The 24,703-nt window shown below is 69.3% G+C and carries 24 protein-coding genes; 9 read left to right on the top strand and 15 right to left on the bottom strand.

Annotation, left to right across the window (positions count from 1 at the left end):
• Positions 1-77: 77 nt before the first annotated feature.
• The 12 genes from N8I84_RS17435 to N8I84_RS17380 all read right to left on the bottom strand — a co-directional run bounded on the left by N8I84_RS17435 (position 78) and on the right by N8I84_RS17380 (position 9,562).
• Positions 78-1,340 (bottom strand): tyrosine-type recombinase/integrase, encoded by a 1,263-nt coding sequence (locus tag N8I84_RS17435; protein ID WP_263230395.1) that lies wholly within the window; start codon positions 1,338-1,340, stop codon positions 78-80.
• Between the two features lie 85 nt (positions 1,341-1,425).
• Positions 1,426-1,692, bottom strand: a complete 267-nt coding sequence (locus N8I84_RS17430; RefSeq protein WP_263230394.1) for a helix-turn-helix domain-containing protein — start codon at positions 1,690-1,692, stop codon at positions 1,426-1,428.
• Between the two features lie 26 nt (positions 1,693-1,718).
• Complete coding sequence (locus tag N8I84_RS17425; protein WP_263230393.1) at positions 1,719-3,158, bottom strand: DNA primase family protein; 1,440 nt, start codon at positions 3,156-3,158, stop codon at positions 1,719-1,721.
• Positions 3,155-3,493 carry a hypothetical protein gene (locus N8I84_RS17420; RefSeq protein ID WP_263230392.1) on the bottom strand — a complete coding sequence of 113 codons (339 nt, stop codon included), beginning with the start codon at positions 3,491-3,493 and terminating at the stop codon, positions 3,155-3,157. Before N8I84_RS17420 ends, N8I84_RS17425 begins: the two co-directional genes overlap by 4 nt.
• Before the next feature lie 86 nt (positions 3,494-3,579).
• Positions 3,580-4,485 carry a bifunctional DNA primase/polymerase gene (locus N8I84_RS17415; protein ID WP_263230391.1) on the bottom strand — a complete coding sequence of 302 codons (906 nt, stop codon included), beginning with the start codon at positions 4,483-4,485 and terminating at the stop codon, positions 3,580-3,582.
• Positions 4,486-4,569: 84 nt separating this feature from the next.
• A complete protein-coding gene (locus tag N8I84_RS17410) occupies positions 4,570-5,034 on the bottom strand; it encodes a hypothetical protein (RefSeq protein WP_263230390.1) in 465 nt (154 codons plus the stop codon).
• A gap of 204 nt (positions 5,035-5,238) precedes the next feature.
• Positions 5,239-7,365, bottom strand: coding sequence for an FtsK/SpoIIIE domain-containing protein (locus N8I84_RS17405; protein WP_263230389.1), 2,127 nt, complete (start codon positions 7,363-7,365; stop codon positions 5,239-5,241).
• Between the two features lie 133 nt (positions 7,366-7,498).
• Positions 7,499-7,816, bottom strand: a complete 318-nt coding sequence (locus N8I84_RS17400; RefSeq protein ID WP_263230388.1) for a hypothetical protein — start codon at positions 7,814-7,816, stop codon at positions 7,499-7,501.
• Positions 7,816-8,157, bottom strand: coding sequence for an RRQRL motif-containing zinc-binding protein (locus tag N8I84_RS17395; protein ID WP_263234793.1), 342 nt, complete (start codon positions 8,155-8,157; stop codon positions 7,816-7,818). The genes N8I84_RS17400 and N8I84_RS17395 overlap by 1 nt, the downstream gene beginning before the upstream one ends.
• Entirely contained in the window at positions 8,157-9,017 is an 861-nt protein-coding gene (locus N8I84_RS17390; protein ID WP_263234792.1) for a protein spdB, read from the bottom strand. The genes N8I84_RS17395 and N8I84_RS17390 overlap by 1 nt, the downstream gene beginning before the upstream one ends.
• 8 nt (positions 9,018-9,025) lie before the next feature.
• Positions 9,026-9,295, bottom strand: coding sequence for a DUF6284 family protein (locus N8I84_RS17385; RefSeq protein ID WP_263230387.1), 270 nt, complete (start codon positions 9,293-9,295; stop codon positions 9,026-9,028).
• 87 nt (positions 9,296-9,382) lie between these two features.
• Positions 9,383-9,562 carry a hypothetical protein gene (locus tag N8I84_RS17380; protein WP_263230386.1) on the bottom strand — a complete coding sequence of 60 codons (180 nt, stop codon included), beginning with the start codon at positions 9,560-9,562 and terminating at the stop codon, positions 9,383-9,385.
• Positions 9,563-9,959: 397 nt separating this feature from the next.
• Here N8I84_RS17380 and N8I84_RS17375 point away from each other — a divergent pair, with 397 nt between their 5' ends.
• The gene (locus N8I84_RS17375; protein WP_263230385.1) at positions 9,960-10,754 is read left to right on the top strand and encodes a GntR family transcriptional regulator; all 795 of its coding nucleotides are present in this window, start codon (positions 9,960-9,962) and stop codon (positions 10,752-10,754) included.
• A complete protein-coding gene (locus tag N8I84_RS17370; RefSeq protein WP_263230384.1) occupies positions 10,751-11,425 on the top strand; it encodes a YdcF family protein in 675 nt (224 codons plus the stop codon). Before N8I84_RS17375 ends, N8I84_RS17370 begins: the two co-directional genes overlap by 4 nt.
• A 154-nt stretch (positions 11,426-11,579) precedes the next feature.
• On the opposite strand, the gene N8I84_RS17365 is transcribed toward N8I84_RS17370, so the two are convergent.
• Positions 11,580-13,997, bottom strand: coding sequence for a hypothetical protein (locus N8I84_RS17365; RefSeq protein ID WP_263230383.1), 2,418 nt, complete (start codon positions 13,995-13,997; stop codon positions 11,580-11,582).
• 276 nt (positions 13,998-14,273) lie between these two features.
• Complete coding sequence (locus N8I84_RS17360) at positions 14,274-16,013, bottom strand: dolichyl-phosphate-mannose--protein mannosyltransferase (RefSeq protein ID WP_263230382.1); 1,740 nt, start codon at positions 16,011-16,013, stop codon at positions 14,274-14,276.
• Between the two features lie 62 nt (positions 16,014-16,075).
• Between N8I84_RS17360 and rsmI the strand changes: the two genes are divergently transcribed.
• The 6 genes from rsmI (at position 16,076) to N8I84_RS17330 (ending at position 22,044) form a co-directional block, all read left to right on the top strand.
• Entirely contained in the window at positions 16,076-16,951 is an 876-nt protein-coding gene (gene rsmI, locus N8I84_RS17355; protein WP_263230381.1) for a 16S rRNA (cytidine(1402)-2'-O)-methyltransferase, read from the top strand.
• 401 nt (positions 16,952-17,352) lie between these two features.
• Positions 17,353-17,808, top strand: coding sequence for a hypothetical protein (locus N8I84_RS17350; protein WP_263230380.1), 456 nt, complete (start codon positions 17,353-17,355; stop codon positions 17,806-17,808).
• 57 nt (positions 17,809-17,865) lie between these two features.
• Positions 17,866-18,786: a TatD family hydrolase gene (locus tag N8I84_RS17345; protein ID WP_263230379.1), complete on the top strand. Its 921-nt coding sequence runs from the start codon at positions 17,866-17,868 to the stop codon at positions 18,784-18,786.
• A gap of 130 nt (positions 18,787-18,916) precedes the next feature.
• On the top strand, positions 18,917-20,236 hold the full coding sequence (locus tag N8I84_RS17340; protein ID WP_263230378.1) for a resuscitation-promoting factor: 1,320 nt from the start codon (positions 18,917-18,919) through the stop codon (positions 20,234-20,236).
• Positions 20,237-20,283: 47 nt separating this feature from the next.
• Positions 20,284-21,150, top strand: a complete 867-nt coding sequence (gene rsmA / locus N8I84_RS17335) for a 16S rRNA (adenine(1518)-N(6)/adenine(1519)-N(6))-dimethyltransferase RsmA (RefSeq protein WP_263230377.1) — start codon at positions 20,284-20,286, stop codon at positions 21,148-21,150.
• On the top strand, positions 21,151-22,044 hold the full coding sequence (locus tag N8I84_RS17330) for a 4-(cytidine 5'-diphospho)-2-C-methyl-D-erythritol kinase (protein WP_263230376.1): 894 nt from the start codon (positions 21,151-21,153) through the stop codon (positions 22,042-22,044).
• A gap of 12 nt (positions 22,045-22,056) precedes the next feature.
• Here N8I84_RS17330 and N8I84_RS17325 read toward each other — a convergent pair whose 3' ends face one another.
• Complete coding sequence (locus tag N8I84_RS17325) at positions 22,057-22,674, bottom strand: Uma2 family endonuclease (protein WP_263230375.1); 618 nt, start codon at positions 22,672-22,674, stop codon at positions 22,057-22,059.
• A gap of 157 nt (positions 22,675-22,831) precedes the next feature.
• On the opposite strand from N8I84_RS17325, the gene N8I84_RS17320 reads away from it, so the two are divergent.
• Positions 22,832-24,637, top strand: a complete 1,806-nt coding sequence (locus N8I84_RS17320; RefSeq protein ID WP_263230374.1) for an ABC-F family ATP-binding cassette domain-containing protein — start codon at positions 22,832-22,834, stop codon at positions 24,635-24,637.
• The last annotated feature ends 66 nt before the right edge of the window (positions 24,638-24,703 follow it).

Raw genomic sequence — 24,703 nt, 5'->3', positions numbered from 1 at the left:
CGAAGCAACCGCCAGCGAACGCGCGACGATCATCTGATGACAGGCTTCGTGAACGCGCCATATCCCCCACTCACTTCTTACGGCGTCATCCTGGCATCAGCAGAGTGGGCCCGGGCGCCGTTGGAGTACAGGGTGTCGACGGCGCTGCGTGTACGTCCCTCACTGCTCGGCATCAGGTGCGTGTAGGTCCGGAGCGTGAACCCCGGATCGCTATGACCGAGGTACTGGCTCAGGGCCCGGATGTTCTCGCCCGCGTCCAGCAGTACGGACGCGTAGAAGTGCCTGAGGGCGTGCATGCCGTGCTCCGGGGCGGACGCGTAGCGCTCGCCTGCCTTCCGTGCCGGGATGACGCCCACGGTGGCCAGAGCGGGCTTCCAGTGGTGGTCATTGAAGTTGCTCACGCGGACGTGGTTGCCCTCCGGGCCGCTGAACAGGAGCCGCTTGGTAACGAGCGGGCCATCCGGCGTGCGCCACGGAAGCGTCACGTCGATCGGCTCGAACTCCTTCGAGTGGTCCCGGAGCGCGGTGGCCACGGCCGCTGGCAGCGGCACGTCCCGGATCTTGCCTCCCTTCGGTAGAGCAAAGACGTACTTGCCCCGGATGCGCTTGAGCTGATGGCCCACGGTCAGCCAACTCCCCTCGTAGTCGAGCTCGTCTACTGCCAGACCGAAGATCTCCCCCTGTCGCAGCCCGCAGCCTGCGCCCGCGTCCACAGCGGCCTGGTAGCGCCGGGGGAGGGCGGCGCGTACGCCGAAGACCTGCGCTGTCGTCCACGGGACGACACGCGGCTTGCCCGGTTTCGGGAGCTGGACCGTGCGTGAGCGGCAGGGATTCTTGCTCAGCAGCCCGTCGTCGACTGCCGCGCTCAGCGCTGCGGAGACGGTACCGACGATGATGCGCCGATGCGACTCCGCCGGCACGGTGGCTTCCAGGTCGGCGATCCAGGCGCGGATGTGCTCGGGCTTGAACGAGCCGAGCGGACGAGAGCCGATGTGGGGATAGGCGTGCAGTCGGAGTCGGCGTTCCGCAGCCTCGCGGCTGTTGATCTCGCCCGTGTGCGTCTTGACCCATCGCTCCGCGTACTGCCGGAACGTCGTTCGCCCGGCGCGCGGGTCGACGTACTGACCGCGGGACATGTCTGCTTCGATTTGGACGAGCCACTGTTTGGCGAGCCTCAGTTCCTTATCACGGAACGACTTGCTCTTCTCGGTCCCGTCCGGGCCGATGTACCGGGCGCGGTACCGGAGCCCCGTTCCGTGGCGGTCGCTCTTGACCTTGACGGGCTTGCCGTCGGGGGCGGGGACGGTCTTGAACCATCGGTCTTGGATGTGACCTGCCATGTACGGCGTGGTCCCTTCTGGGCATGGGACGGGGAGGGCCACTGTGTGGCCCTCCCCAGTTGTGTGGTGCTGTGTGTGGGCCGCGTCAGGCGGCGTCGGTGTTCTTGCGGCTGGTGACGTAGGCGCGTACGTCGGCGGGGTCGTAGCGAAGGTGCTTGCCGATGCGGAAGCCGGGCGGGCCGATGCGCTTCTTGCGCCACTGGTAGACGGTCTCTTTCGGCACCTCGAACATCTCAGCGATGTCATCGGGGGTGAGGTACCGGTCCGGCAGGCCACCCCGGAGGGTGGCGCGGGGGTCGTCGTGGACGGGTGCGGGCGCGCTCACTGTGTCCTCCGCGAGTTGGAAATACATTGCGCTGAGTCGCGACTCATCGGCACTCAGCGGCTCTCAGAGGGGCTTTGAGACGCGATGAGTCGCGACTCAGGCAAATGTGGTTCGGACACGTTCAGCGTGATCCCGTTGTAGGTGACCACCTGTCGGCCGTAGGCGTCGCGGGGGCGGGTGCGGTTGAGCTGGGGGACGACGGAGAGCAGGTTGCGGCCGAACATCTGCTTCGTGCCGGGCCTGACGCCGTTGTCTTCCGCCCACTCCCGCCAGACCGTCCACAGCGTGTCCACGGGGATGCTGCATGTGGGGCCGGTGGTGCAGCGTTCGCGGATGAACGCGCTGGTGGGGGAGGCGGTGTCCTGCATGGTGGCTACCGCTTCGCGGCTGGATGCCGGTTCGGTGATCCGGCCCTTGGTCTCCAGCCGGGCGAGTCCGTCCAGGGCCCAGTTCAGGATGCCGGGCATCTCGGCCACAAGCCGATCGAACAGGGTGGGGTCTTCCTTGCCCAGCCACGAGACGGTCATGTTGAGCACCACGAACCGGCGGGCGATGACTCCGGAGGAGTCGCCGAAGTGCGGCAGCTCGTTGGACAGGATCATCAGCCGGGTGGGGAGCTTGCCGGTCCACACTTCGCGGTATTTGCGGTCGATGTCGATCGTGTCCTCACCGGAGATGGTGAGCAGCCGCTCCACAACCTGGCTGTTGTCGTTGCCGGACAGCCGGGCGTCGGAGATGACCGCGAGCGGCTTGCCGATCAGCGTGGACAGCCCGAAGTTGGTGCCGAGTCCGGCGAGGGTGGGTCCGGCAAGGTTCTCCTTGCCAACCAGCTCTTTCAGCACGCGAGCGATGGTTCCCTTGCCGGAACGGGACGGGCCGACCATGAGAAGGATCTTTTGCTGGTCGGTGCGGCCGGACAGGACGTAGCCGAACCACTCCTGCACTGCCTGGATCGCGTCGGGGTCGTTGGGCCAGATCTGCCGCAGGAACCATTGCCACGTCGGCGCGGTCGCGTCCGGGTCGTAGGCGAAGGGGACGGAGACCAGGTTGAAGAATCCGGGCCTGTGCGGCAGTAGCGCGCGGTCCCGGATTCGCAGCAACCCGTTCTGGCACGCCACGATCGGACTGCCGTCCTGCTTCCCCGCCTCCTGGTCGATCCACGCCGGGGCGTCTACCTCGGTGGACAGCAAGGTGATGGCCCCGAGCGCGTCCAGCAGGTTGCTGATCTTCTGCTTCGTGGGCGCCCAGTCGCGTTCCTCGGTCTGTCCGTCCTTGCCGGGGGCCTGGTAGACCGCGTGTTCGAGGCGCGTGTACATGTGGGCGCGCATCTGCGCTTCGTCCAGCTCGCGCCAACTGGTGCCGTTCCAGCGCATCCACGAACCTCGCCAGCGTCGGCACGTCAGGTGCCCGTCCTGGGTCTGCCAGTCGGGCAGGAGTCGCCGGGCGACGGCGAGCGGGTTGGAGGGTGCAGGCAGTTCTTCGGCGCCGGTCATGCGGCGGTCCTCCTTTCAAGGGGTGGTGCGGGCGTTCCGGTGCAGGCGGACTTGTGGGCGTCGTACTCGTAGGCGAGAGCGGCGACGGCTCGGGGGCCGGTGGCCGTGCCGGTCTGCCCGCAGGCGCAGGCATAGGCGGCGGTGGGGGTGTCCCCGTGGCGCTTGGACCAGCGGGCCCCGTCCCAGTGGGAGCGGTAGACCGCTGGGGCGTAGATGCGGATACCGGGCCGGTCGGGCGTCGGGTCTTCCGTGCCGCGCGCGTCGTCGGCCGGGAACCGGTCAGAACGAAGAGCAGTTCGGACGCCCTTGCGGGCGGCGCCTTTCGGCTCGCCCACGGTCGCTGGGGGCGTTGCCGGTCCGGCGGCGTGCGGGGGCGTTGTGGTGTCAGTGGGGCTCTTCAGAGGGGGATGGGGACGGGTGCTCATGCCGCATCCCGCCTGATCTGGTTGTGGGCGATGGACCAGTTCAGGGCGCTGCGCAGGGTGGAGCGGCACTCGGACGCGGTGAGTCCGGCCGCCTCGCCCGCCTCCTGAAGAGCCTGTTCAACCACACTTCTCGGGAGGTCGCCCCACGCGACGAACCGCCCCAGGGCGCGCGCCGCGCGGAACAACTTCGCTTCCCGCTCGCCGACTTGGGCTGAGGCCACGTTCCGCAACTCGTTGGCGAGTGCTACATCCGCGTATTGGCGAGATTGCCCCGTTAAGGCCATCGAGGGGGCCTCAGACGCCTTGGCGGCCGGTTGCAGGATGGTTTGCAGCCAGGCGGGCAGAGGGACCGCCTCGGAGGCGCACAGGGCTTCGTACGGTCCGGCGGGGGTGATGCTGCCCGCTGCGACGACGTAGCCGCCCCAGGCGCGGGTGTCCACCGCATCGGCGACGGTGCCCGCGGTGTTGGTCAGCCGGACGCCGTCCGGGGCGGTGAAGTACAGGTGCTCTCCGCCGCTCGCGGTCCGCGTCCGGTAGGTGGTGGGGACGGCGTGCCCGGCGCGCTCGCAGAGCGCTCCAAAGGTCGTCGCGCCGCAAGGCGCGTCCGAACTGCCCATGTCCTTGGGCACGTCCAGGTCGACGACGACCAGTCCCGAGGGGCCGGTGGCGATGCCGACGTTGAACGGTGCCCGTGACCAGGCGGCACGGATACGGTCCGGGTCGGTGGTCGCGCGTTGCTCCCACTTCCGGTGCCCGCTCGCGCATGGCCCGGTGCGGGGGCAGGCGGCCTCCCCGTGCAGGGCGGGCCGCTTGGTGCCGGGGCGCAGCGGGAAGACGTGCCAGCCGCGCGCGGCGGCGTCCAGCGCGGCGGAGAGCAGCGCGGAACGGTCGTCATGGGTCATGCTGGAGGTCTCCAGTTCCTTGGATGGGTGCTGGTGGCCAGGGCGGCCCGGTTCTTGGCGGAATGGGGGCCGCCCTTGGCGTAGCTAGCCGTGGAAGTGGTTGCGCTTGAAGACGGCTTTGCGGATGTTGACCGTGGTCCGGCCGCGGTGGCCGCTCGCGGTGAAGACCTGCACGGCGATCCATCCGCCGAAGATGACGGCGGCGAGGATGATGAGTTGGTGGATGAGCGCGGCGAGCGCGGCGATGAACGTGGTCAGCAGAATCAGCCCGCCGCACACGGCGCCGAATCCGATGCCTCCGAGGGCGATGTTCACCGCCGTACGGGACACGGCCGGCTTGGCCGCTACCGGTTCGGGCTTGGAGGGGTCGATGGCGTAGCCGGTGACGACCCGCCCGTCGGGCAGGACCACGCTCGCCACGCTGGGCAGGGTGCCCGGCTGGACGGGAACGAGCGGCGCCGCGACCGGAACAGCAGGCGGTATCGGGGCCGGGTGGTGGACTTCCACGGCCCACTGGACGGGCGCGCGGCCGGTGTGGTGGGGGTACATGCGGAATCCCTTCCGGTGGTTGGGCAGGGAGGCAGACACAGCCCCTGCCGGGGTGGCTGTGGAGGGGGTTTCACGGGTGCTGACCTGCGGTCCTCCCTGACTCCCTGAGTGATCATTTGCGCAGGTCAGGGCCAGGGAGGCGGGTCAGGGAGGCATTTAGGGAGTTCTCCCTGCCTCCCTGACCCGGGAGGGGTGCGGCTCCCTTTACTCAGAGGCGGAAGCGGAATCCATCTCCGCGCGGTTGGCGAGCGCTTGGGCGACGCGATCGGCGGCGACGACCATGCGGCCGTCGGACTTGTACGGCTCGGCCCCGGCGTCGTCCAGGACGCGCTTGAGGTCGATGAACGACCAGCCGCTGTAGGCGTCCGGGTTGAGCGCGGCAAGCCGGGTGATGACTTCCTGGGTGCGCACGCGGGCATCGCTGCCCAGCACGGCCTGGATGTCGGCGAGCGGGTCTCGCTTCTCGCTTCGCTCGATGGCGTGCAGGGTGGTGACGTTGCCGCGCAGGGCCTTGGCGCGGTCGGTGATGGCCTTGGCCTGGTCGTCGTCGATGTAGTGCGTGCGTACCGTGATGGAGGACTGGCCGGCGGGGATCTCGATGCCGTCGGATGCGACGACCAGGGTTCCCTTGTCCAGGCCCTGACGCAGCAGGTGGGGGGCGGCGCCACCGTCGACGGCCTTGTCTCCCAGCGCCATACGGGCCTGCGATTCGGTGCCCAGTGCGAGCGATGCGCGGGTGTGGGCGCCTTCCCGGACGAGCTTGGGAAGGTTCTGGTCGGTGGGGTCCTGGGTGCCCTCCCACAGGATCACGTCCACCGCGCGGCCCTGGTTGTGGACCTTGCGCACCGCCATGAAGTACCGCGAGGTCGCCTTGCTGCCGCCGTAGGGGCGGCCGTCCTCGTCCTTGACCGGGCACATGAACGCGACTTGCGCCTCGTCCACGATGCCGATCAGCGGCGGGAAGACGGCTTTCGGGTCGGTCCGGCGCGCGTCGATGCGGCGGTTCATCTCCTCGACCAGGCCTTCAACCATCTCGGTGGCCTCGATCACGTTCTCATCGGCCGGGCCCTGGATCAGGACGGTGGCGAGCCCGTCGAACATGGCCCAGTCGCCTACGCCCTTGAGGTCGGCGATGCGGAACTCCACCGTGCGATCCAGCGCGGCCCACAGGGCGAGCGCGCGCAGGGAGGCGGTCTTGCCCTGGTTGGACAGGCCCGTGATGAGCAGGTGCCGCTGATACAGGCTGAGCGCTGCCGCGTCGCCGCGCAGGTCCTGGCCCCAGGGGGCGCGGCCCTTGGCGTAGCTGGCGGTCAGGGTCTCGTCGGTGACCAGCGGAGAGGGGCCGATCGGCTCATCCAGCGCCCCCGAGTCGGCGATCCACAGCCGGACCGTGCGGGCAGCCTGCGGGATGGTGATGAACACCTCGTGTTCGTGCCTCGTGAGGTTTTCGGCGAGCTTGCGGCGCCGCTGCTGCACCTCGATTGTCGACACCCCGGACGGAAGCGTGACGTCGACTTCCACCCCGCATCCGGCGATCCGGATCGGGGACAGCATCGATGCGCCGGCATCTCCCATCTCCTTGATGGCGTTGCGCAGCGCCGGAACGCCGAGATCCCGCAGGGCCTTGACCACGATGGACGGCGTGATGGGCTCGCCCTCTCCGGAGCGGACGTTTGCGGGCAGTGCCCAGTTCGGGGCGGCCTTTTGGTGGGCGCCGACCGACCACAGGGCGAGCAGGGCGAGGAACGGGCCGATCGTGATCAGCGGTCCCCACACCATCTGCACGATCGTGATCATCAGGTTGATGAACTTGATGACCGCCATCAGCGGGGTGACGACCTCGGTGGCGTCCTTGGTGGCGATGGCCATCGCGATCCCGAGCAGGACCAGGCCACCGATGCCCATACCGGCGCTGACGGCCGCGCCCTTGGCCGCGTCGAGCGGGGAGTGGAGCAGGTCCATGCGGCGGCGGTGGCGGGCTTCGCGGTAGCGCTGCCCGCGCTCCTCCCACTCCGCGGCCACCTCGTAGTTCCCGGCGGCTTCGGCGGCGCGGAGCATGCGCTCGTAGCGGGCGGCGGTACGGCCGTCCCAGGTGCGGCGGGCCACGATCCGCGCCCCGCCAGCCACGTAGAGGCTGTGGCGGGCCACCGCGCGGGCGGCGGTCTTGGTGTTGTCGTGCGTGACGGCCGTCTTTATGGCGCGCGCGGAGCGCACCCACAGCGGCACCACCGGCGCGGCGGGCGCCTCGGGGACCACGGTAAGGGTGGTCACGGTGGCCGGTTCGGTAGACGGTTTGGTGTCCTTGTGCAGGTGAACGACGTTGTCGCTCATGATGGGAAGGCTCCTGACTGCCCCGAAAGGGGCGGGAAGTTGAAGGGTCGGGGTGGCCGGGTCCGTGGCAAGGTGCGGCCACCCCGATCAGAAGCGCGGGGTCAGACGACGCAGGCGCGTAGCGCCCGTCCGGTCACCACCAGCTGGAGGACTTCTTCGCGGCCTTGGCGGCAGCGGCCTCGTTCACAACCCGCTGCCGCTCGGTGTGCAGGGCGGTGATCTCCGCGATGAGCCGGGTCTCCGCCGCGCTCCACGCGCTCTCCAACCGCCGGTCAGCGCGGTCCGTGCTGCGCCCCCGGGCGATCCGGTAGGTGCCGCCGGCCAGCGCGGCGAGGATGGCGCGCCGTTCGGATCCGTTCAGCGGCCACATCTCGCGCTCGCGGACCGCTTCCAACTTGCGGTTGGCCTGCCGGATCTCCCGGTCCAGGCGGCGGGTATCGGGCTTGCCCATCACGCACTCCTAGGCGAGGTAGAAGGGAAAGCGCAGGGCACACAGGTGCCGAGCGAAGTGGGGATGACGTAGCCCGCATCGCTGCGGCACTGCGGGCAGGTGCGGCGAGCGGCGTTGGCCTTGGCCAGAGCCGCCCATTTCGCCGGCGTCATCGGCCGGACAGGTTGGGCCAGGTCGAGGCGGTAGAGGTAGGCGACCAGCGGCCCACGACGACGGCGCGGCCGTTCGAGCTGAGCGGCCACGTCCTGACCGCCGGGGCGCAGACCGCGCGCCCGGAGCTGTCGGCGGGTGGCGTATCCGTCCGGGGCCAGGCGCCACCGGAACACCGGCAGCGCCCCCATCACGCGGCCACGCGCTTCCACGCGGCCCGCAGGCGGACCTCGGAGGCGGAGTGGCCTGCCGCGCGGAAGCGGGTGGCCATCTCCCGGTAGGACAGGGCGGGGGTTTCGCTGTGACGGATCTCCTCGACCAGGGCGTCAAGGGCCTCGTCGGTGAGCGCGGGTCCGGAGTCCAGCGCGGGAACGGGCTCCGTGGGGCCCCACACGGGCAGTTCCCAGCGGGGCGTGACTCCGGGCGTGACGCGGTTCGTCACGCTGGTGAGCGCCCTTCCGGTGTCCTCCCCGCTGCGGGTCGTCTCCAGCGTCGACCACGCTCGCGAGAGGGTCTGTGCGGTCTTGGCCTGTACGCGTGCGACGCGGGCCCCTGCCTGCGTCACGGCCGTCAGCCGGGTCTCCTCGGTGGTGGCTTCGGCCCTCAGTCGGGCGCGGGCCACGGCCGCTTCGTCGCGGGCTTCTTGCTGGATACCGCGGATGGCGTCCAGCGCGGCCGGGGTGAGGGCGGTGCGCTCCCACATTCCGTGCACCAGCCACAGTGCCTTGGCCGCGATCGGGAGCCAGGCGACGGCCAGCCACGCGGCGCGGGCGGAGCCGTCGGCGGTGAGCGCGTGTGCGACCAGGACCCCGGCGGCGACCAGGCCGAAGAACCAGCCGACGGCGGTGACCGCGTGGCTGTGGTCGCCCTGCGCGGCGAGGCGGCGTTCGTAGGCGAGGGTGGCCAGCCATCCTCCGTCGATGCCGAGACCGACGACCAGGGCGACGGGCCACGGCACCGCCTGCCCGAGCCACATCACGACTACGGCGAGGGTGAGGACCATGGACACGGCCGTCATCGCGACGGCGGGCAGCACGGTCTTCGCGCTCATCTTGGCGCTCACGCGGCGCCCCCCGGCATGCTCGCGCCTGTCGTGCGGTTGGCCAGGTCCCGGCGGGCGGCGAGCAGGCGGCGCCGGGCGCGGCGGATGCGCTGGGTGTCCAGGTCGGTCGGCGTGCGGTCCAGCGTGATGATCTGTGCGTCGATCAGGTCGACGTCCGCGAGGATCGCGGGCATCTCCTGTTCGATGGCGTTCAGCTCCGCGTCCGTCGGCTCCATCCAGTCGGCGAACGCGGTAACAACGTCCTGAACAGTGACGATGTGGCTCATTGGGTCGTGGTTCCTCTCAGCAGTGGAACGGCCCGAACAGCGCCCCGGAGTTGCCGCTCCGGGGCGCGCGCCGTTGTGGGTGGGTGGTCAGTCGGTGATGGTGATTCCGGTACCGGGGCGCCGCTGACGGCTCAGCTCGTTGCGGATCGCGGTCAAGGCGTCCGCCCTGCTGACTGGGTGGTCGAATTGCGCCGTGTCCGTGACCTGCTCCCGCTTGCCGGTGTCGAGGTCTGTGACGGTGGCGGTGAAGCGGTAGCTGCGCTTCATACGAGATCTCCCGTCTCACGGGTGATGCTGCATCTGGGATGCAGTGGAAAGAGCGGCCATGAGCGAGGGGCCGCAGTGCCCCGGACCGGACTCGAACCGGTCGGGCTGCCGTACGGGGCACGCCGGTCTTCTCCGCCTTGTTTCGACCCCTTCGGGCAGGCGGACCACGGGTTACCGGCAGTTCCCTGTGTGAAGTTGTCAAGGACCCAGCAGCTCAGGGCCCCACGTGGAGGAGAGCTATCCCGAACCGCACGGCCTGAAGTCAGCCCAAACGAGGCCCCTTCCTGCTCGCTGTCCTAGGACTGCGAGCGGCCTGAGAAGACGATGGCATGCAGTCCTAGGACTGTCAACAGTCCTAGGACTGTGCTTCACTGGTTCGCGTCGAGAGGAGTTCTGCGTGGCACCGAAGTGGCGCGACCTGGCGGACAGGTTCGCGGAGCAGATCAAGAGCGGTGAGTATCCGCCGGGCGCCCAGTTGCCCCAGATCAGAGACCTAGTAGAGGCGGGGGAAGGCTCCAAGGAGACCGTTCACAAGGCGTACAAGGCTCTGGAGGCTGAAGGTCTCGTGACCTCGACGCGCGGACACGGCACCGTGGTGCGTCCGCGTACTCCGCTCAAGCGGCTCGGCATCGCACGGTACGACAAGGCGAAGTGGCGCGACGGCGACGAGGTCGCGTTCATCGCTGACCGCGTCGCATCGGGTCGCGCCTACAAGCGCGATGAGCAGACGCAGACCGTGAGCCGCGTCCAGGCGGACAGCCTTGTAGCAGAGGGGCTTGGCGTCCCAGTTGGCGCCGAGGTATACGCGCGAGCACGTCTCGTGAAGGAAGGAACGCAGCCGACTCACACTCTGACCAGCTACTACAGGCCGGAGCACGTCGAGGGGACGCGCATCGTCGACCCGACCCCGGGCCCTGCCGGCCGTGGTGGTGGGTACCGGGTCCTCTACGACGCCGGATACGAGATCGACCACATGAGAGAGGCCCTGTTCGCCCGCAACCCCACGGCTGACGAAGTGCAGCTCCTACAGCTCCCGGTCGGTGAACCCGTAGTCGAGCTGCACAGGACCACGTATACGGCAGACGGCACGGTGGTCGAGTTCGCGGTGGGCGTCCACTCGGCTTCTCGATTCGCCTGGGAGTACGACTTCAAGGTTCCGGACTCAGCACACGAGAAGAGGGGGCAGGAATGATCTCGGCACAGGCGCGGGTGGATGCCCGGCTTCTGTGGGACTACCACCACATGCACCACGATCCACGGCCCTGTTCGGTGGCCGTCGGTCTGGGCAGTCACGATCTAGGGGTGGCTGACGTGACGGCGGAGTTGTATCACCAGGGCATGGCGCCGGTCATCGTGTTCACGGGGTCCACCAGCCCCACGACCCGGGCGCGTATGCCACGCGGTGAGGCTGTCCACTACCGGGAGCGAGCGTTGCAGCTCGGCGTGCCCGACTCGGCCGTGCTCCTGGAGCCGCACGCGACGAACACCGGTGAGAACATCGCGTTCACGAAAGCGGTGCTGGCAGAGGCCGGCGTCAAGGTCTCGTCCGTCCTGCTCGTGAGTAAGCCGTACGAAGAGCGACGCTCGTACGCCATGATGCGAAAGCTCTGGCCCGAGATCGAAGTAGTGTGCGCGTCCACGCCGCTGGGCTTGGCGGACTACGCCGACTCCATCGGAGACGCTCGCATGGTGATCGACATGATCGTGGGCGCCCTGCAACGCGTGCTCGTCTTCCCCGGCTTGGGTCTGGCCATCGACCAGGAAGTGCCGAATTCCGTCGTTGCCGCCTACGAGCGGCTGTGTGCCGACGGCTTCACCAGTCGACTCCTGCCAGCCGACGTTGCCGCCCGTCCTGACGTGTGAGGCCAGCGCTGGCGGCAGGACTGCACCGACCGCCCGCGCGTCTCACAGGCGAGTGCCGGCGGCGAGCCAGCGACTGAGTTACAACCTTCTTCACGGGTTCGAGACCCGGACAAAGAGTCCGGGTCTCTGATGACGGCTTAGTGCTCGCAGGGAACTACGGGAGTGCGGAGAGCCCTGTGTCTCCGGGAATCCCTTGTTCCCTAGACCCTCCTGCCACTCCCTCTAGGGCGTGTCTTGCCCTCTGCGAGCGAGGCTTGCGCCTTGGGTAATCCCCCCACATCTCTGCGTATGGAGAATTACTTTCTGAGACGAAACGCAGGAAGTTGTTCGGGGCGGCGAAGCACGCAGCCGTCATCACATGTACTTGCTCATAGACACTTGGCAGCCCTAGCCAGGCGAATGGTGAAGGCGCGTGCACTTCCAGCGATACACCACGAGCGTTCTCGATCGTCGTGACGCTTCGGCCAAGTCCGTCTGACCTTCGCTCTGTAGCGGCGAAGGTGATACGGACGAAGCCACAGTCCTCCAACAGTTGCATCGCTCCTCGCACTGCCAGGAGAGCCGACCTGACGTTTGCGAAGTCGAGATCTTTTCTGCCTCCGTGAAGCCAGTTGTTTCTTGCATCGTAGACCTTTTCTGAGACGAGCATCCGGCTGATCTCTTGGAGGTTCTTTATGATCGCTTCACGAGAATCGTCCGTCAGGTCCAGGAAGGGGATGACGTGGGAGAAGGGGAAGCGCTGAAGAGACTGCTGACTCACCCAGTCGGGGAAATCCGAGGAAGCCCGCTGATAGGCGTCTCTATCCGCTGCAATTACCTGAAGCTCGGAGCCGATGCATTGAAATCCGCGACACAGGGCATACAGCGAGTTTTTGTCGCCGTAGGTGAGTTCAGTATCACCCTTCCTGGTGACAGAGCTTTGGAGCCACCGGTAAGACTCGGCGCGCTGGCGTTCCGGTTCGAATACGAACGGCCGGCGGTCGGTAACATGGTCGTGGATGAGCGCCCAGATCACGAAAGATATGGCGTCATCGAGGGCGTTCTCTAGGGCTACGAAGTAGTTCACGGCGGCGCTACGGAACTCCTCGACAGAGGGCGACATGGGGCCCCCGGGTCCCAACCGTGCCATTCGTTCCATGTCTTCATGGTGCCGCCAAAAGTCGGCATGAGGATCGCCGCTCGATGAGGACGTGAAGCCGAGCTTCCAGAGGACGAGTGAGATGAAATCTTCACTCTCCACTGCTCCTTCTCGCAGCCCCAGAAGCTCGCAGGCCGCTACTGCATTGCTTTTACGGGCAAGCACGAGGCTCTTTACGACGGCGCGCGGTTCCTGTTCCCGAAGGTAGTTCTCAAGCCGCGCCTCCAAGGTTTCCCCAGTGGCCGTTCGGAGTTGCCACTCCAACTCTTCGCGGTCCCCGACGTCCGTTAGCCTGTACATCTTCTCAATCAGGTCACGGAGGCGCAGCGGAGCTAGATTCAACCTGTCGGACACGATTCTCACGCCATGGCTCCCTAGCTCCGCGGACATCTGGAATGTGCCGAAGCTGGAATCGCCGTTAATGGGAGGTACGCGCACTTCTGTGGGAGGCACGCTAATGACGCCCTCGTGAACCAGAGTGTCAATTCCTTGGATAATGTCACGGTCGCTCATCGTCAGGCACAGTTGCATCAACTGCGCGCGGTCCATCCCGTCCACAATGTTGTTCGCACTGCCGTGGATGTTGAGCTCTGAGCAGATTTCCCGAAGAGCCCCCTGAGTGTTGTCGAGCAGCCAAGCTGTGAGGGCGCTAATCTCCGCGTTCGTGAGACAATCGCCCAACAGTGGAATGAGGGTTTCGCTCACGTTGTCACGGGCTGGGTGCACGGTTTCCTTAAAAACCTCTGCAATAAAGGAGGCCCACGCGCTCGGAATCTCGCTATCTCGTTGGAGGACGCGCACTGCTTCGACGCGGTGCTTATTGACAGGGGCTTCTGAGGCCGTCGAAAATTGCACTTTGTGGATCCTGTGGCAGTTGGTGTCGCTGCAATGCAGCAGATTAGCCTCCCGTTGGGGCTGATAGAACCGCAGTTGCTTGCTGTTGAGTAGGCCAAAGGGACCGGTTACGTATTCATGCAGTTGGAATACGCCTTGGGGTGTGCCGTCGAGAAATTCGAGAGTGTCCGCAAGGTCCAGCGTTCGATCGTCCGAGTCGATCTTTTCGTATGCTTTGTCATACAGCTCGCGCCCGAAGATGAACGGGAAAATGATCGATCTGTCCTTGATCTGCTTGCTGATAGCTTTCTGGACGTTCCTAACGTCAGTTGCCATCGGGTCTACAAGTAGATCGACCCAGGAAAATTCCAGGAAACAAATCGCTCGTGCTTCTGGAATGGGGATTCTCTTGCGAGCGAAGTTTTGAACCTTCTCCATTCCATATGGAGTAAGCTTGATCTGGTCATTCAAAAATGTGGGGGGCTTGTAGTCTCGCGCAATAATGCAGTAGCCCAAGATGTCGCTCAGGGTAACTAGGCGGAGGATCTTCTGTCGTTCCTCATCACTTGAGTGCGCCGTCAGAAGTTCCTCGCGTGACAACGGTTGCAAGTCGCCCTCCCCATGCGTTGCGCGCCGTACCGGGTACCTACGTTAGAGAAGGTGCAGCAGCCAAGCAGTCAACTTGGTAAAAGAGCTGCTCCCCGCTGCCGCGGGGCGCGGCATCCCGGGGGGCCTCTGGGCCTCTGTGGGTCTGTTGGTTGTTCCGAGCCGGGCCGTCTCCGGGCCGTCCGAGGGGGGCCAGCAGCAGCCACTAACGACCAACAACGACCACGAGGGCGCGGCTGGCCGCCGCGCCCTCGTGATGTGTCCGCCCAGCTAGACCCAGGTGTCCAGCCACATCCGCGCCCGCCAGGAGTCGATCGGGATCGCGGTGCCCGTGTAGATGGGCCAGAAGTAGATGAAGTTCCACGCGATCAGCAGGACCAGGACGCCCGCGCCCGCCGCTCCCGCGATCCGGCGGCGTTCGTCCGCGCCGGGTGGGCCGAGGAGGGCGCCGATCATCATCGCGACCGCAAGGCACAGGAACGGCACGAAGACGACCGCGTAGAAGTAGAAGATCGTGCGCTCCTGGTACAGGAACCAGGGCAGGTAGCCGGCCGCGACACCGCACGCGATGGCGCCCGCCCGCCAGTCGCGGCGGAACGCCCAGCGCCACAGCACGTAGACGAGTGCGAAACAGGCCGCCCACCACAGCAGCGGGGTGCCGAGTGCGAGGACCTCGCGGGCGCACTTCTCGCCCGCGTCCGTGGGGCAGCCCGCCTCACCCGGGTTCGGGGACTCGTAGAAGTACGAGACCGGGCGGCCCACCACGATCCAGCTCCACGGGTTCGACTGGTACGTGTGGGGCGACGTCAGACCGACGTGGAACAGGTAGACCTCGTGCTCGTAGTGCCACAGGCTGCGCAGCCAGTCGGGCAGGAAGGTCCAGTCGCCGCCCTTGCCGTCGGTGGCCGCCCAGTTGCGGAAGTAGCCGCCGGAGCCGTTGGCCGGGGACATGATCCAGCCGGTCCAGGAGGCGAGGTACACCGCGAGCGCGACCGGGACCGTCGCCAGGAAGGTCAGGCCCGTGTCCCGCTTGAGGACCGTGACGTAAGGGCGGCGGGCGCCCGCGACCCGGCGCGCGCCCACGTCCCACAGCAGGGCCATCACACAGAAAGCGGCCAGGAAGTACAGGCCGTTCCACTTCGTGCCGATCGCGAGGCCGAGCATCAGGCCCGCCAGCCAGCGCCACGGACGCCACCCGAGGCGGGTGGTCTCGGCGGTGTGCGCGTCCGGGCGCACCCGGCCGTCCGCGTCCACGGGGAGGGCCGCCGCCAGCTTGGCGCGCGCTCTGTCCCGGTCGACGAGCAGGCAGCCGAAGGCCGCGAGCACGAAGAACTCCAGCACTCCGTCGAGCAGCGAGGTGCGGCTCATCACGAACTGCAGCCCGTCCACCGCCAGCAGCCCGCCCGCCAGGCAGCCCAGGAAGGTGGACCGGAACAGGCGGCGGCCGATACGGCACAGCAGCAGCACCGCCAGCGTGCCGAGCAGGGCCGTCATGAAGCGCCAGCCGAACGGGTCGAAGCCGAAGATCAGCTCGCCCAGGCCGATGACGTACTTGCCGACGGGCGGATGCACGACGTACGCGGCGTCCGTCGGGACCGGCACATGGCCGTTGTGCTGAAGGATGAGGTCGTTGGCGTCCTTGGCCCAGTTCGCCTCGTACCCGTTGTGGACGAGCGCCCACGCGTCCTTCGCGTAGTACGTCTCGTCGAATATCACCGCCCTGGGGCTGCCCAGGTTCCAGAACCGCATCAGCCCCGCGAGCAGTGTCACGAGCAGCGGGCCGCCCCACGCCGACCAGCGCGTGATCCGCTCGGCGACGTCCGGCCGCAGGCCGATCGCCGTCCAGATGCGCGGGCTGGGCCGGTTGTACGGCGGCACGAGCCGGTCGCGGACGTCGCTTCTCGGGCGCGCCGCGTAACCGAAACGGCGCAGCCGCTGCTGCCACGACGGCGGCGGCTCTTCGGCGGCCTGGCCCTGCCAGGTGTCCGTGGAGGACGCGGTACTGGTCACCGCGCCATCGTAGGGAACACGTCTGTGTGAGTCCCGCGTACGGCGCCTGCGAGGATGGAAACGTGACAGTTGCACCTGGGACTACGACCGGAACCCTGGTCCTCGCCGGAACCCCCATCGGGGACATCGCGGACGCGCCGCCGCGGCTCGCCGAGGAGCTGGCCACCGCCGATGTGATCGCCGCCGAGGACACGCGCCGGCTGCGCCGGCTCACCCAGGCGCTGGACGTCCAGCCGACGGGGCGTGTCGTGTCGTACTTCGAGGGCAACGAGTCCGCCCGGACACCGGAGCTGGTCGAGGCTCTGGCAGGCGGGGCGCGGGTGCTGCTCGTCACCGACGCGGGGATGCCGTCCGTGTCGGACCCCGGGTACCGGCTGGTGGCCGCCGCCGTGGAGAAGGACATCCGGGTGACCGCCGTGCCGGGGCCGTCCGCCGTGCTCACCGCACTGGCGCTGTCCGGGCTGCCGGTGGACCGGTTCTGCTTCGAGGGGTTCCTGCCGCGCAAGGCGGGGGAGCGGCTGTCAAGGCTGCGCGAGGTCGCCGGGGAGCGGCGCACCCTGGTGTACTTCGAGGCCCCGCACCGGCTCGACGACACGCTCGCCGCGATGGCGGAGGTGTTCGGGGGCGACCGGCGGGCCGCGGTGTGCCGTGAGCTGACCAAGACGTACGAGGAGGTCAGGCGCGGCTCGCTGGAGGAGCTGGCGGCGTGGGCCACCGAGGGCGTACGGGGCGAGATCACGGTCGTGGTGGAGGGCGCCGGCGAGAAGGGCCCCGAGGAGCTGGACGCGGCCGAGCTGGTGCGCCGGGTGCGCGTCCGGGAGGAGGCCGGGGAGCGCCGCAAGGAGGCCATCGCGGCGGTCGCGGCGGAGGCGGGCCTGCCCAAGCGGGAGGTCTTCGACGCGGTGGTGGCGGCGAAGAACGCGAACGCGGCGGGCTGAGCCCCGGCGCTCCCGCTCCCGGCCGGCGGGCGGTCCCGCCCCCTCGGTGCGGCGTCCTGGCGACGCGGGCCGTCGTGATCGCCGGATTCATGATCGCCGGATACCCCTGTGAGGGGGCTCATACCCGCTCTGAGCAGGGCGCATCTCTCCTGAGCGTGCGCCCCATAGGGCGGCAAAGGGCTGTCGCCGAAGGCAAAGCCGGAGTGGGGCGATCGGGTGAGTTTGGCAAGCGAAGTCCAAATCGCCCCCAACACTCGACAGGTCCGCTCCCGTTCCCGCTCGTGAAGGCGTCCACTGGGGGACAGGGACGCACCCGTCCCTCGCCACCGTGGGGCCGCGCGGGGTTCCGGGGGGAAGCCCGCACCGCGGAGGCGCTTGTCCAGCGGACAAGAGGAGCTGGAATGAGTGAGATATCAGGGCGGACCGGCCAGGCCACAGCGGCCGGCCAGGTCACAGGGCAGCCCGACCGCAGCGCGGCGACCGCCGTCGTCCACGAGTCCTATTCCTTCGCGTGCATGCGCTGCGGGCACGGTTGGGAACAGTCGTACGAGATAGAGCACCACCTCGACGCGGACGGCAACGAGTTCGTGATGTACGTGGCGAACGGCCGCGTCGTCCCCTCGCCGCTGAGCCGCCCGTCCTGCCACAACTGCGACAGCCACGTGGTGCGCATCATGCGCCCGGGCCAGGTGTCCTCCGTGCAGAACTCCCTGCACCGGCACCATGCCCCGGCCCGGGAGGCCGACGGCGAGGACCGTGAGGCGCCGCGCACGCAGCCGGAGGGCACCGACGGCCACCACCACTGGCACCTGTCGGACCTGCTCCACCCGTTCCAGAACCACCGCAGGGCGGGCTGACGGTCCTGCCGTGAGGCAGGCCACGGGCGCAGCATGCCCCTTTCGTAGGATCGGGGCATGCCTTCCCGAGCGTCCGACCAGTCCGCAAAGAACGCGCCGCCGCCGCTTCCCGCGCCCCTCGGCGTGCCCGTCGCCGACTCGCACACCCACCTCGACATGCAGTCCGGCACGGTGGAGGAGGGCCTCGCCAAGGCCGCGTCGGTCGGTGTGACGACGGTCGTGCAGGTCGGCTGCGATGTGCGGGGCTCGCGCTGGGCCGCCGAGACGGCCGCGGCCCACGACTCCGTGCACGCGGCGGTGGCCCTGCACCCGAACGAGGCCCCGCGCATCGTGCACGGCGATCCTGGGGGCACCTCCCAGCCCCATGGGGCTGGGGGAGGGCGGTCCCGGCAAGGCGCGCGGGAGCCGGGCGGGGACGCGGCGCTGGACGAGGCGCTCGCCGAGATCGACCGTCTCGCCGCCCTGCCGCAGGTCAAGGGCGTGGGCGAGACCGGGCTGGACTACTTCCGCACCGGGCCCGAGGGCAAGGCCGCCCAGGAGCGCTCCTTCCGTGCCCACATCGAGATCGCCAAGCGGCACGGCAAGGCGCTGGTGATCCACGACCGCGAGGCCCACGCCGACGTGCTGCGCATCCTCAAGGAGCAGGGCGCGCCGGAGCGGACCGTCTTCCACTGCTACTCGGGTGACGCCGAGATGGCCGAGGTGTGTGCGCGGAACGGGTACTTCATGTCGTTCGCCGGCAACGTGACCTTCAAGAACGCCCAGCCGCTGCGTGACGCCCTCGCCGTGGCGCCCCTCGACCTCGTCCTGGTGGAGACCGACGCGCCGTTCCTGACGCCCGCGCCGTACCGCGGACGGCCGAACGCGCCCTATCTCATTCCGGTCACGGTCCGCGCCATGGCCGCGGTGAAGGGCGTCGAGGAGGACGCGCTGGCGGCGGCCGTCGCGCGCAACACGGCCCGCGCGTTCGCGTACTGACCGACCCGCCCGGCCGGGGTGTCCACCGGGGGCCCGTGTCGCGACACCGAGTAACGACGTTGCTTTGGAGAGTGACGACCAGCCGCTAGGTTCTGGTCGCCGTGTCGGAACCTCTCTGGAGCGTGTCGTCGTGAGCAACCGGCAGTACTCGCCGTACGGGGCGTATCAGGACCGTGAGGCCCCCGGTCGCGCCCACCCGGACACGTACCGGCCCGCGTACGAGGCGCGTGCCCGCGCGGCCGCGAGGGTCACGGAGACAACGGTCCACCCGCCCCGCAGGCAGCCGGAGGCCGCCCCGCGCCCCTCGGGGCGCGCCCAGGCCCGGCACGCGGCGCGCGGCAGAAAGGGCGGCGCACGCCCCGACTCCATGCGCCGTCTGATCCCGCAGGCGCTCGTCGTCGCGTTCCTCGCCGGCGGCACCACCGCGTTCGTCGCCAACGACAAGGCCGTCGAGCTGACCGTGGACGGCCGCACCCGCACGCTGCACACCTTCGCCTCCGACGTCGGCGAGCTGCTCGCCCAGCAGGGCGTGAAGGTCGGCGATCACGACCTCGTCGCCCCAGCGCCCGGGACACCGCTCATGAGCGGCGAGGAGGTCGCGGTGCGCTACGGCCGCCCCGTGCGGCTCACCATCGACGGCATCCAGCGCGAGGTGTGGACGACGGCGCCCACGGTGGATGCCGCGCTCCAGCAGCTCGGGGTGCGCGCGGAGGGCGCCTACGTATCGACCTCGCGCTCCCAGAGGATCGGCCGGGTCGGGCTCGAGCTGGACGTCCGCACCGAGCGCACCGTGACGGTCCTCGCGGACGGTCAGGCCCGCACCATCCGGACCAACGCGGCGACCGTCCGCGAGGCCGTCGCCCAGGCCGGGGTCGTGCTCTACCGGCAGGACGCGACGTCCGTGGCACCGGACAGCCTCCCGCGCGACGGGCAGACGGTGACCGTGCTGCGGGTGATGGGCTCCCAGGAGGTCCGCGAGGAACCGATCGCGTTCGACGTACGGCGCACCAAGGACCCGAACCTGCTCAAGGGCACGGAGGTGGTCGCGCGGCCCGGGCAGGCGGGCGCGCGCCGGGTCACGTACGCCCTGCGCACCGTCAACGGCGTGAAGGAGAGACCGCGGCGGATCAGCGACGAGGTGGTGCGGCAGCCACAGACCCAGCTCGTCCGGATCGGCACCAAGCCGCGCCCGGACCTGGTGGAGGGGGCGGAGCACCTGAACTGGAAGGGGCTCGCGGCCTGCGAGTCCGGCGGCCGTGCGCACGCGGTGGACCCGTCGGGCACGTACGGCGGCCTCTACCAGTTCGACCGGCGCACCTGGCGCAGCCTCGGCGGCTCGGGCCGGCCGCAGGACGCACCCGCGGAGGAGCAGACGTACCGGGCGAAGAAGCTGTTCACGCGCCAGGGGACCAGCCCGTGGCCGCACTGCGGGTCGCGGCTGTACCGGTGACGGTGCCACCGGCTCAGGGCCCGGGCACCGCCCCGTAGGCTTGCCCCGTGAGCAGCCCCACCCCCGACGCCCTGTTGGGCCCCGCCGACGTCCGTGAGCTGGCGGCGGCCCTCGGCGTACGCCCCACCAAACAGCGCGGCCAGAACTTCGTCATCGACGCCAACACCGTGCGGCGCATCGTCCGCACCGCCGACGTGCGGCCCGACGACGTCGTCGTGGAGGTGGGACCAGGGCTCGGCTCGCTGACGCTGGCGCTCCTCGAGGTCGCGGAGCGCGTCACCGCCGTCGAGATCGACGACGTGCTGGCGGGGGCGCTGCCCGCCACCATCGCGGCGCGCATGCCGGAGCGCGCCGAGCGGTTCGCGCTGGTGCACTCCGACGCGCTGCACGTCCGGGAGCTGCCGGGCCCCGCGCCCACCGCGCTGGTCGCGAACCTGCCCTACAACGTCGCCGTCCCCGTCCTGCTCCACATGCTCGACACCTTCCCGAGCATCGAGCGGACGCTGGTGATGGTGCAGTCCGAGGTCGCCGACCGGCTCGCCGCCGCGCCCGGGTCGAAGGTGTACGGGGTGCCGTCCGTGAAGGCCAACTGGTACGCGGAGGTCAAGCGCGCCGGGGCCATCGGGCGCAACGTCTTCTGGCCCGCGCCCAACGTCGACAGCGGGCTGGTCTCGCTGGTGCGGCGCGCCGAGCCGATCAAGACCTCCGCGTCGAAGGGCGAGGTGTTCGCGGTCGTGGACGCGGCGTTCGCCCAGCGGCGCAAGACGCTGCGGGCCGCGCTCGCCGGATGGGCGGGGTCGGCCGCGGCGGCGGAGACGGCGCTCGTGGCCGCCGGCATCTCACCGCAGGCGAGGGGCGAGTCGCTGACGGTGGAGGAGTTCGCGCGTATCGCCGAGCACAGGGAGTCCGAGTAAGTGAGTGTCAGGGTTCGCGTCCCGGCCAAGGTGAACGTGCAGCTCGCGGTGGGCGGTGCCCGCCCCGACGGCTTCCACGACCTGGCGAACGTCTTCCTGGCCGTCGGCCTGTACGACGAGATCACGGTGACCCCGGCCGACGAGCTGCGCGTCGCCTGCTCGGGACCGTACGCCGCGCAGGTGCCGCTCGACCGTACGAACCTGGCGGCGCGGGCGGCGCTGACGCTCGCGCAACGCCGCGGCCTTGATCCGGCCGTGCACATCCACATCGCCAAGGACATCCCGGTCGCCGGGGGCATGGCGGGCGGCAGCGCGGACGGGGCGGGCGCACTGCTGGCGTGCGACGCGCTGTGGGGCACGGGAGCCTCGCGCGAGGAACTGCTGGAGATCTGCGCCGAGCTGGGCAGCGATGTGCCGTTCAGCCTGGTGGGCGGGGCGGCGCTGGGCATCGGGCGGGGCGAGAAGCTGACGGCGCTGGAGGTCGGGGGCACGTTCCACTGGGTGTTCGCGATGGCCGAGGGGGGCCTGTCCACCCCGGCGGTCTTCCGGGAGTTCGACCGAATGGCACAGGGGCGGGAGGTTCCGGAGCCGGTGGCTTCAGCGGAGCTGCTGGAGGCGCTGGCCGAGGGCGACGCGGACGCGCTGGCCGCCGCAGTCTCCAACGACCTTCAGCCGGCGGCGCTGTCCCTGTTCCCGGAACTGGCTCAGACGCTGGAGGCGGGGCGGGAGGCCGGCGCGCTGGCCGAACTGGTCTCCGGCTCCGGGCCTACCACGGCGTTCCTCGCGCGGGATGCCGAGGCGGCGGAGAAGGTGGCCGAGGCCCTGCGGGCGTCGGGGACATGCAGAGCGGTGCGGGTGGCGGCGGGGCCGGTGGCGGGGGCGACGGTTCTCTGACGGGCGGACGCCTCAGAGGGAGTCGATCTCCGACAGGTCGATGTCGATCTCGAACGGGACGGAGACCTTCAGCCGGTCGTGGTGGATGCCGGTGACCGTGTAGCTCTTGGTCACCGGATCGCGCTCATACACGTAGACGACCGGCCGCTCCTCCTCTCCCACCATCTCCACCAGCCAGAAGTGGTCGATCCCCGCGGCGGCGTACTTGCGGGGCTTGGTGTCACGGTCGCGGGACTCCGAATCCGGCGAGACCACCTCCACGGCGAGGACGACGTCGGCGGCCCGGAACAACGTCTGGCTGCGGCCGGTGACCGCCTCCCCATGGAGCACGGAGATGTCCGGCTCGGGCCCGTTCTTGCGGTCGATGACCACGGTCATCTCGCGGCGGACCTTGAACCTCGGAGGTACTGTACGGCGGAGGCCACCCACCAGCAGGTCGATGACAATGCTGTGGAAATCCCGCTGCGGACTCACGAAGACCAGGCTCCCGTCGATCAACTCGGTGTGCGGCGGGAGGTCGGGCAGGGTGAACAGGTCGTCCACAGTCCAGCCGTCCGCCGGAGGCACCGGCCACCGCGAGGTCGGCTCGGCGTCGGGCACGGCGGCCTCGGAGATCGGCTCGGCAGTCATGGTTCCTCCCATGGACGGGATCCTGCGGCCTGCCTTCCCACCGTAGCCGTCGATCACCGACCACGTCACCACGAAGAGTGACGACCCCCACGCGCCCCGCCCCCTCCCCCGGAGGCCCTACGCTTGAAGGCTGATCGATCCCCGCGTCAGGAGTGAAATGGCCGTCAACCTGGTCAATGTCGAGAACGTCAGCAAGGTGTACGGCACCCGTGCCCTCCTCGACGGCGTCTCGCTCGGCGTGTCCGAAGGGGACCGGATCGGGGTCGTCGGGCGCAACGGCGACGGCAAGACCACCCTGATCCGGATGCTCGCCAAGCTGGAGGAGGCCGACACCGGCCGTGTCACCCACTCCGGCGGACTGCGCCTCGGCGTGCTCACCCAGCACGACTCCCTCGACCCGGCCGCCACCGTCCGCCACGAGGTCATCCGGGACATGGCCGACCACGAGTGGGCGGGCAACGCCAAGATCCGCGACGTGCTCACCGGCCTGTTCGGGGGGCTCGACCTGCCCGGGTTCCCCCAGGGCCTCGACACCGTCATCGGTCCCCTCTCCGGCGGCGAGCGGCGCCGTATCGCGCTCGCCAAGCTGCTGATCGCCGAGCAGGACCTGATCGTTCTCGACGAGCCCACCAACCACCTCGACGTCGAGGGCATCGCCTGGCTCGCCCAGCACCTGCGCGAGCGCCGCTCCGCGCTGGTGTGCGTCACCCACGACCGCTGGTTCCTCGACCAGGTGTGCACCCGCATGTGGGACGTGCAGCGCGGCGAGGTCTTCGAGTACGAGGGCGGCTACTCCGACTACGTCTTCGCCCGCGCCGAGCGGGAGCGCATCGCCGCCTCCGAGGAGACCAAGCGGCAGAACCTGGTCCGCAAGGAACTCGCCTGGCTGCGGCGCGGCGCCCCCGCCCGCACCTCCAAGCCCCGCTTCCGCGTCGAGGCCGCCAACGAGCTGATCAAGGACGTGCCGCCGCCCCGCGACAGCAGCGAGCTGATGAAGTTCGCCTCCTCACGGCTCGGCAAGACCGTCTTCGACCTGGAGGACGTCACCGTCCAGGCCGGCCCGAAGGTGCTGCTCAAGCACGTCACCTGGCAGCTCGGCCCCGGTGACCGCATCGGCCTCGTCGGGGTCAACGGCGCCGGCAAGACCTCCCTGCTGCGCGCCATGGCCGACGCCGCCCGCAGCGAGGGCGAGCAGCAGCCCGCGGGCGGCCGGATCGCCGTCGGCAGGACCGTCAAACTCGCCTACCTCTCCCAGGAGGTCGCCGAACTCGACCCCACCTGGCGGGTCCTCGAGGCCGTGCAGCGGGTCCGCGAGCGCGTCGACCTCGGCAAGGGGCGCGAGATGACCGCCGGGCAGCTGTGCGAGACGTTCGGCTTCAACAAGGAGAAGCAGTGGACGCCGGTCGGCGACCTGTCCGGCGGCGAGCGGCGGCGGCTGCAGCTGCTGCGCCTCCTCATGGACGAGCCCAACGTCCTCTTCCTCGACGAGCCCACCAACGACCTCGACATCGAGACCCTCACCCAGCTCGAGGACGTCCTCGACGGCTGGCCCGGCTCGATGGTCGTGATCTCCCACGACCGCTTCTTCGTCGAGCGCACCACCGACAAGGTCTACGCCCTCCTCGGCGACGCCACGCTGCGGATGCTGCCCCGCGGTATCGACGAGTACCTGGAGCGGCGCCACCGCATGGAGGAGGCGGCAGCGGCGGCCGCGGCACCGGCACCCGCCGTGGCCAGGCCCGCCGCATCCGCCGCCGACGCCCGGGCCGCGAAGAAGGAACTCCAGCGAATCGAGCGGCAGTTGGACAAGATCTCCGAGCGGGAGTCCAGGCTCCACGAGCAAATCGCCGAGAACGCCACGGACTTCGAGAAGGTCGCAGGACTGGACGCGGAGCTCCGGGAGTTGGCCGGTCAGCGCGAGGAGCTGGAGCTGCGCTGGCTCGAACTCGCTGAGGACGCCTAGGTGTTGGCGGGCACGGTGCGCGCGCCGCGAGTGGCGCGGGAAGGCGCGTAACGAGGGCATCACGGG

The sequence above is a fragment of the Streptomyces cynarae genome, assembly GCF_025642135.1.
In the GTDB taxonomy this organism is placed as follows: Bacteria; Actinomycetota; Actinomycetes; order Streptomycetales; family Streptomycetaceae; genus Streptomyces; species Streptomyces cynarae.
Note: the sequence above shows the minus strand (reverse complement) of the source record. Positions and strands in the feature narration are given on the sequence as shown.

Excerpts from the sequence above, each read along its gene's own strand:
- N8I84_RS17435 (WP_263230395.1), bottom strand. The coding sequence starts at position 1,340 with ATGGCAGGTCACATCCAAGACCGATGGTTCAAGACCGTCCCCGCCCCC.
- N8I84_RS17430 (WP_263230394.1), bottom strand. The coding sequence starts at position 1,692 with ATGTATTTCCAACTCGCGGAGGACACAGTGAGCGCGCCCGCACCCGTC.
- N8I84_RS17425 (WP_263230393.1), bottom strand. The coding sequence starts at position 3,158 with ATGACCGGCGCCGAAGAACTGCCTGCACCCTCCAACCCGCTCGCCGTC.
- N8I84_RS17415 (WP_263230391.1), bottom strand. The coding sequence starts at position 4,485 with ATGACCCATGACGACCGTTCCGCGCTGCTCTCCGCCGCGCTGGACGCC.
- N8I84_RS17410 (WP_263230390.1), bottom strand. The coding sequence starts at position 5,034 with ATGTACCCCCACCACACCGGCCGCGCGCCCGTCCAGTGGGCCGTGGAA.
- N8I84_RS17405 (WP_263230389.1), bottom strand. The coding sequence starts at position 7,365 with ATGAGCGACAACGTCGTTCACCTGCACAAGGACACCAAACCGTCTACC.
- N8I84_RS17400 (WP_263230388.1), bottom strand. The coding sequence starts at position 7,816 with ATGGGCAAGCCCGATACCCGCCGCCTGGACCGGGAGATCCGGCAGGCC.
- N8I84_RS17395 (WP_263234793.1), bottom strand. The coding sequence starts at position 8,157 with ATGGGGGCGCTGCCGGTGTTCCGGTGGCGCCTGGCCCCGGACGGATAC.
- N8I84_RS17390 (WP_263234792.1), bottom strand. The coding sequence starts at position 9,017 with ATGAGCGCGAAGACCGTGCTGCCCGCCGTCGCGATGACGGCCGTGTCC.
- N8I84_RS17385 (WP_263230387.1), bottom strand. The coding sequence starts at position 9,295 with ATGAGCCACATCGTCACTGTTCAGGACGTTGTTACCGCGTTCGCCGAC.
- N8I84_RS17380 (WP_263230386.1), bottom strand. The coding sequence starts at position 9,562 with ATGAAGCGCAGCTACCGCTTCACCGCCACCGTCACAGACCTCGACACC.
- N8I84_RS17370 (WP_263230384.1), top strand. The coding sequence starts at position 10,751 with ATGATCTCGGCACAGGCGCGGGTGGATGCCCGGCTTCTGTGGGACTAC.
- N8I84_RS17350 (WP_263230380.1), top strand. The coding sequence starts at position 17,353 with ATGAGTGAGATATCAGGGCGGACCGGCCAGGCCACAGCGGCCGGCCAG.
- N8I84_RS17345 (WP_263230379.1), top strand. The coding sequence starts at position 17,866 with ATGCCTTCCCGAGCGTCCGACCAGTCCGCAAAGAACGCGCCGCCGCCG.
- N8I84_RS17325 (WP_263230375.1), bottom strand. The coding sequence starts at position 22,674 with ATGACTGCCGAGCCGATCTCCGAGGCCGCCGTGCCCGACGCCGAGCCG.
- N8I84_RS17320 (WP_263230374.1), top strand. The coding sequence starts at position 22,832 with ATGGCCGTCAACCTGGTCAATGTCGAGAACGTCAGCAAGGTGTACGGC.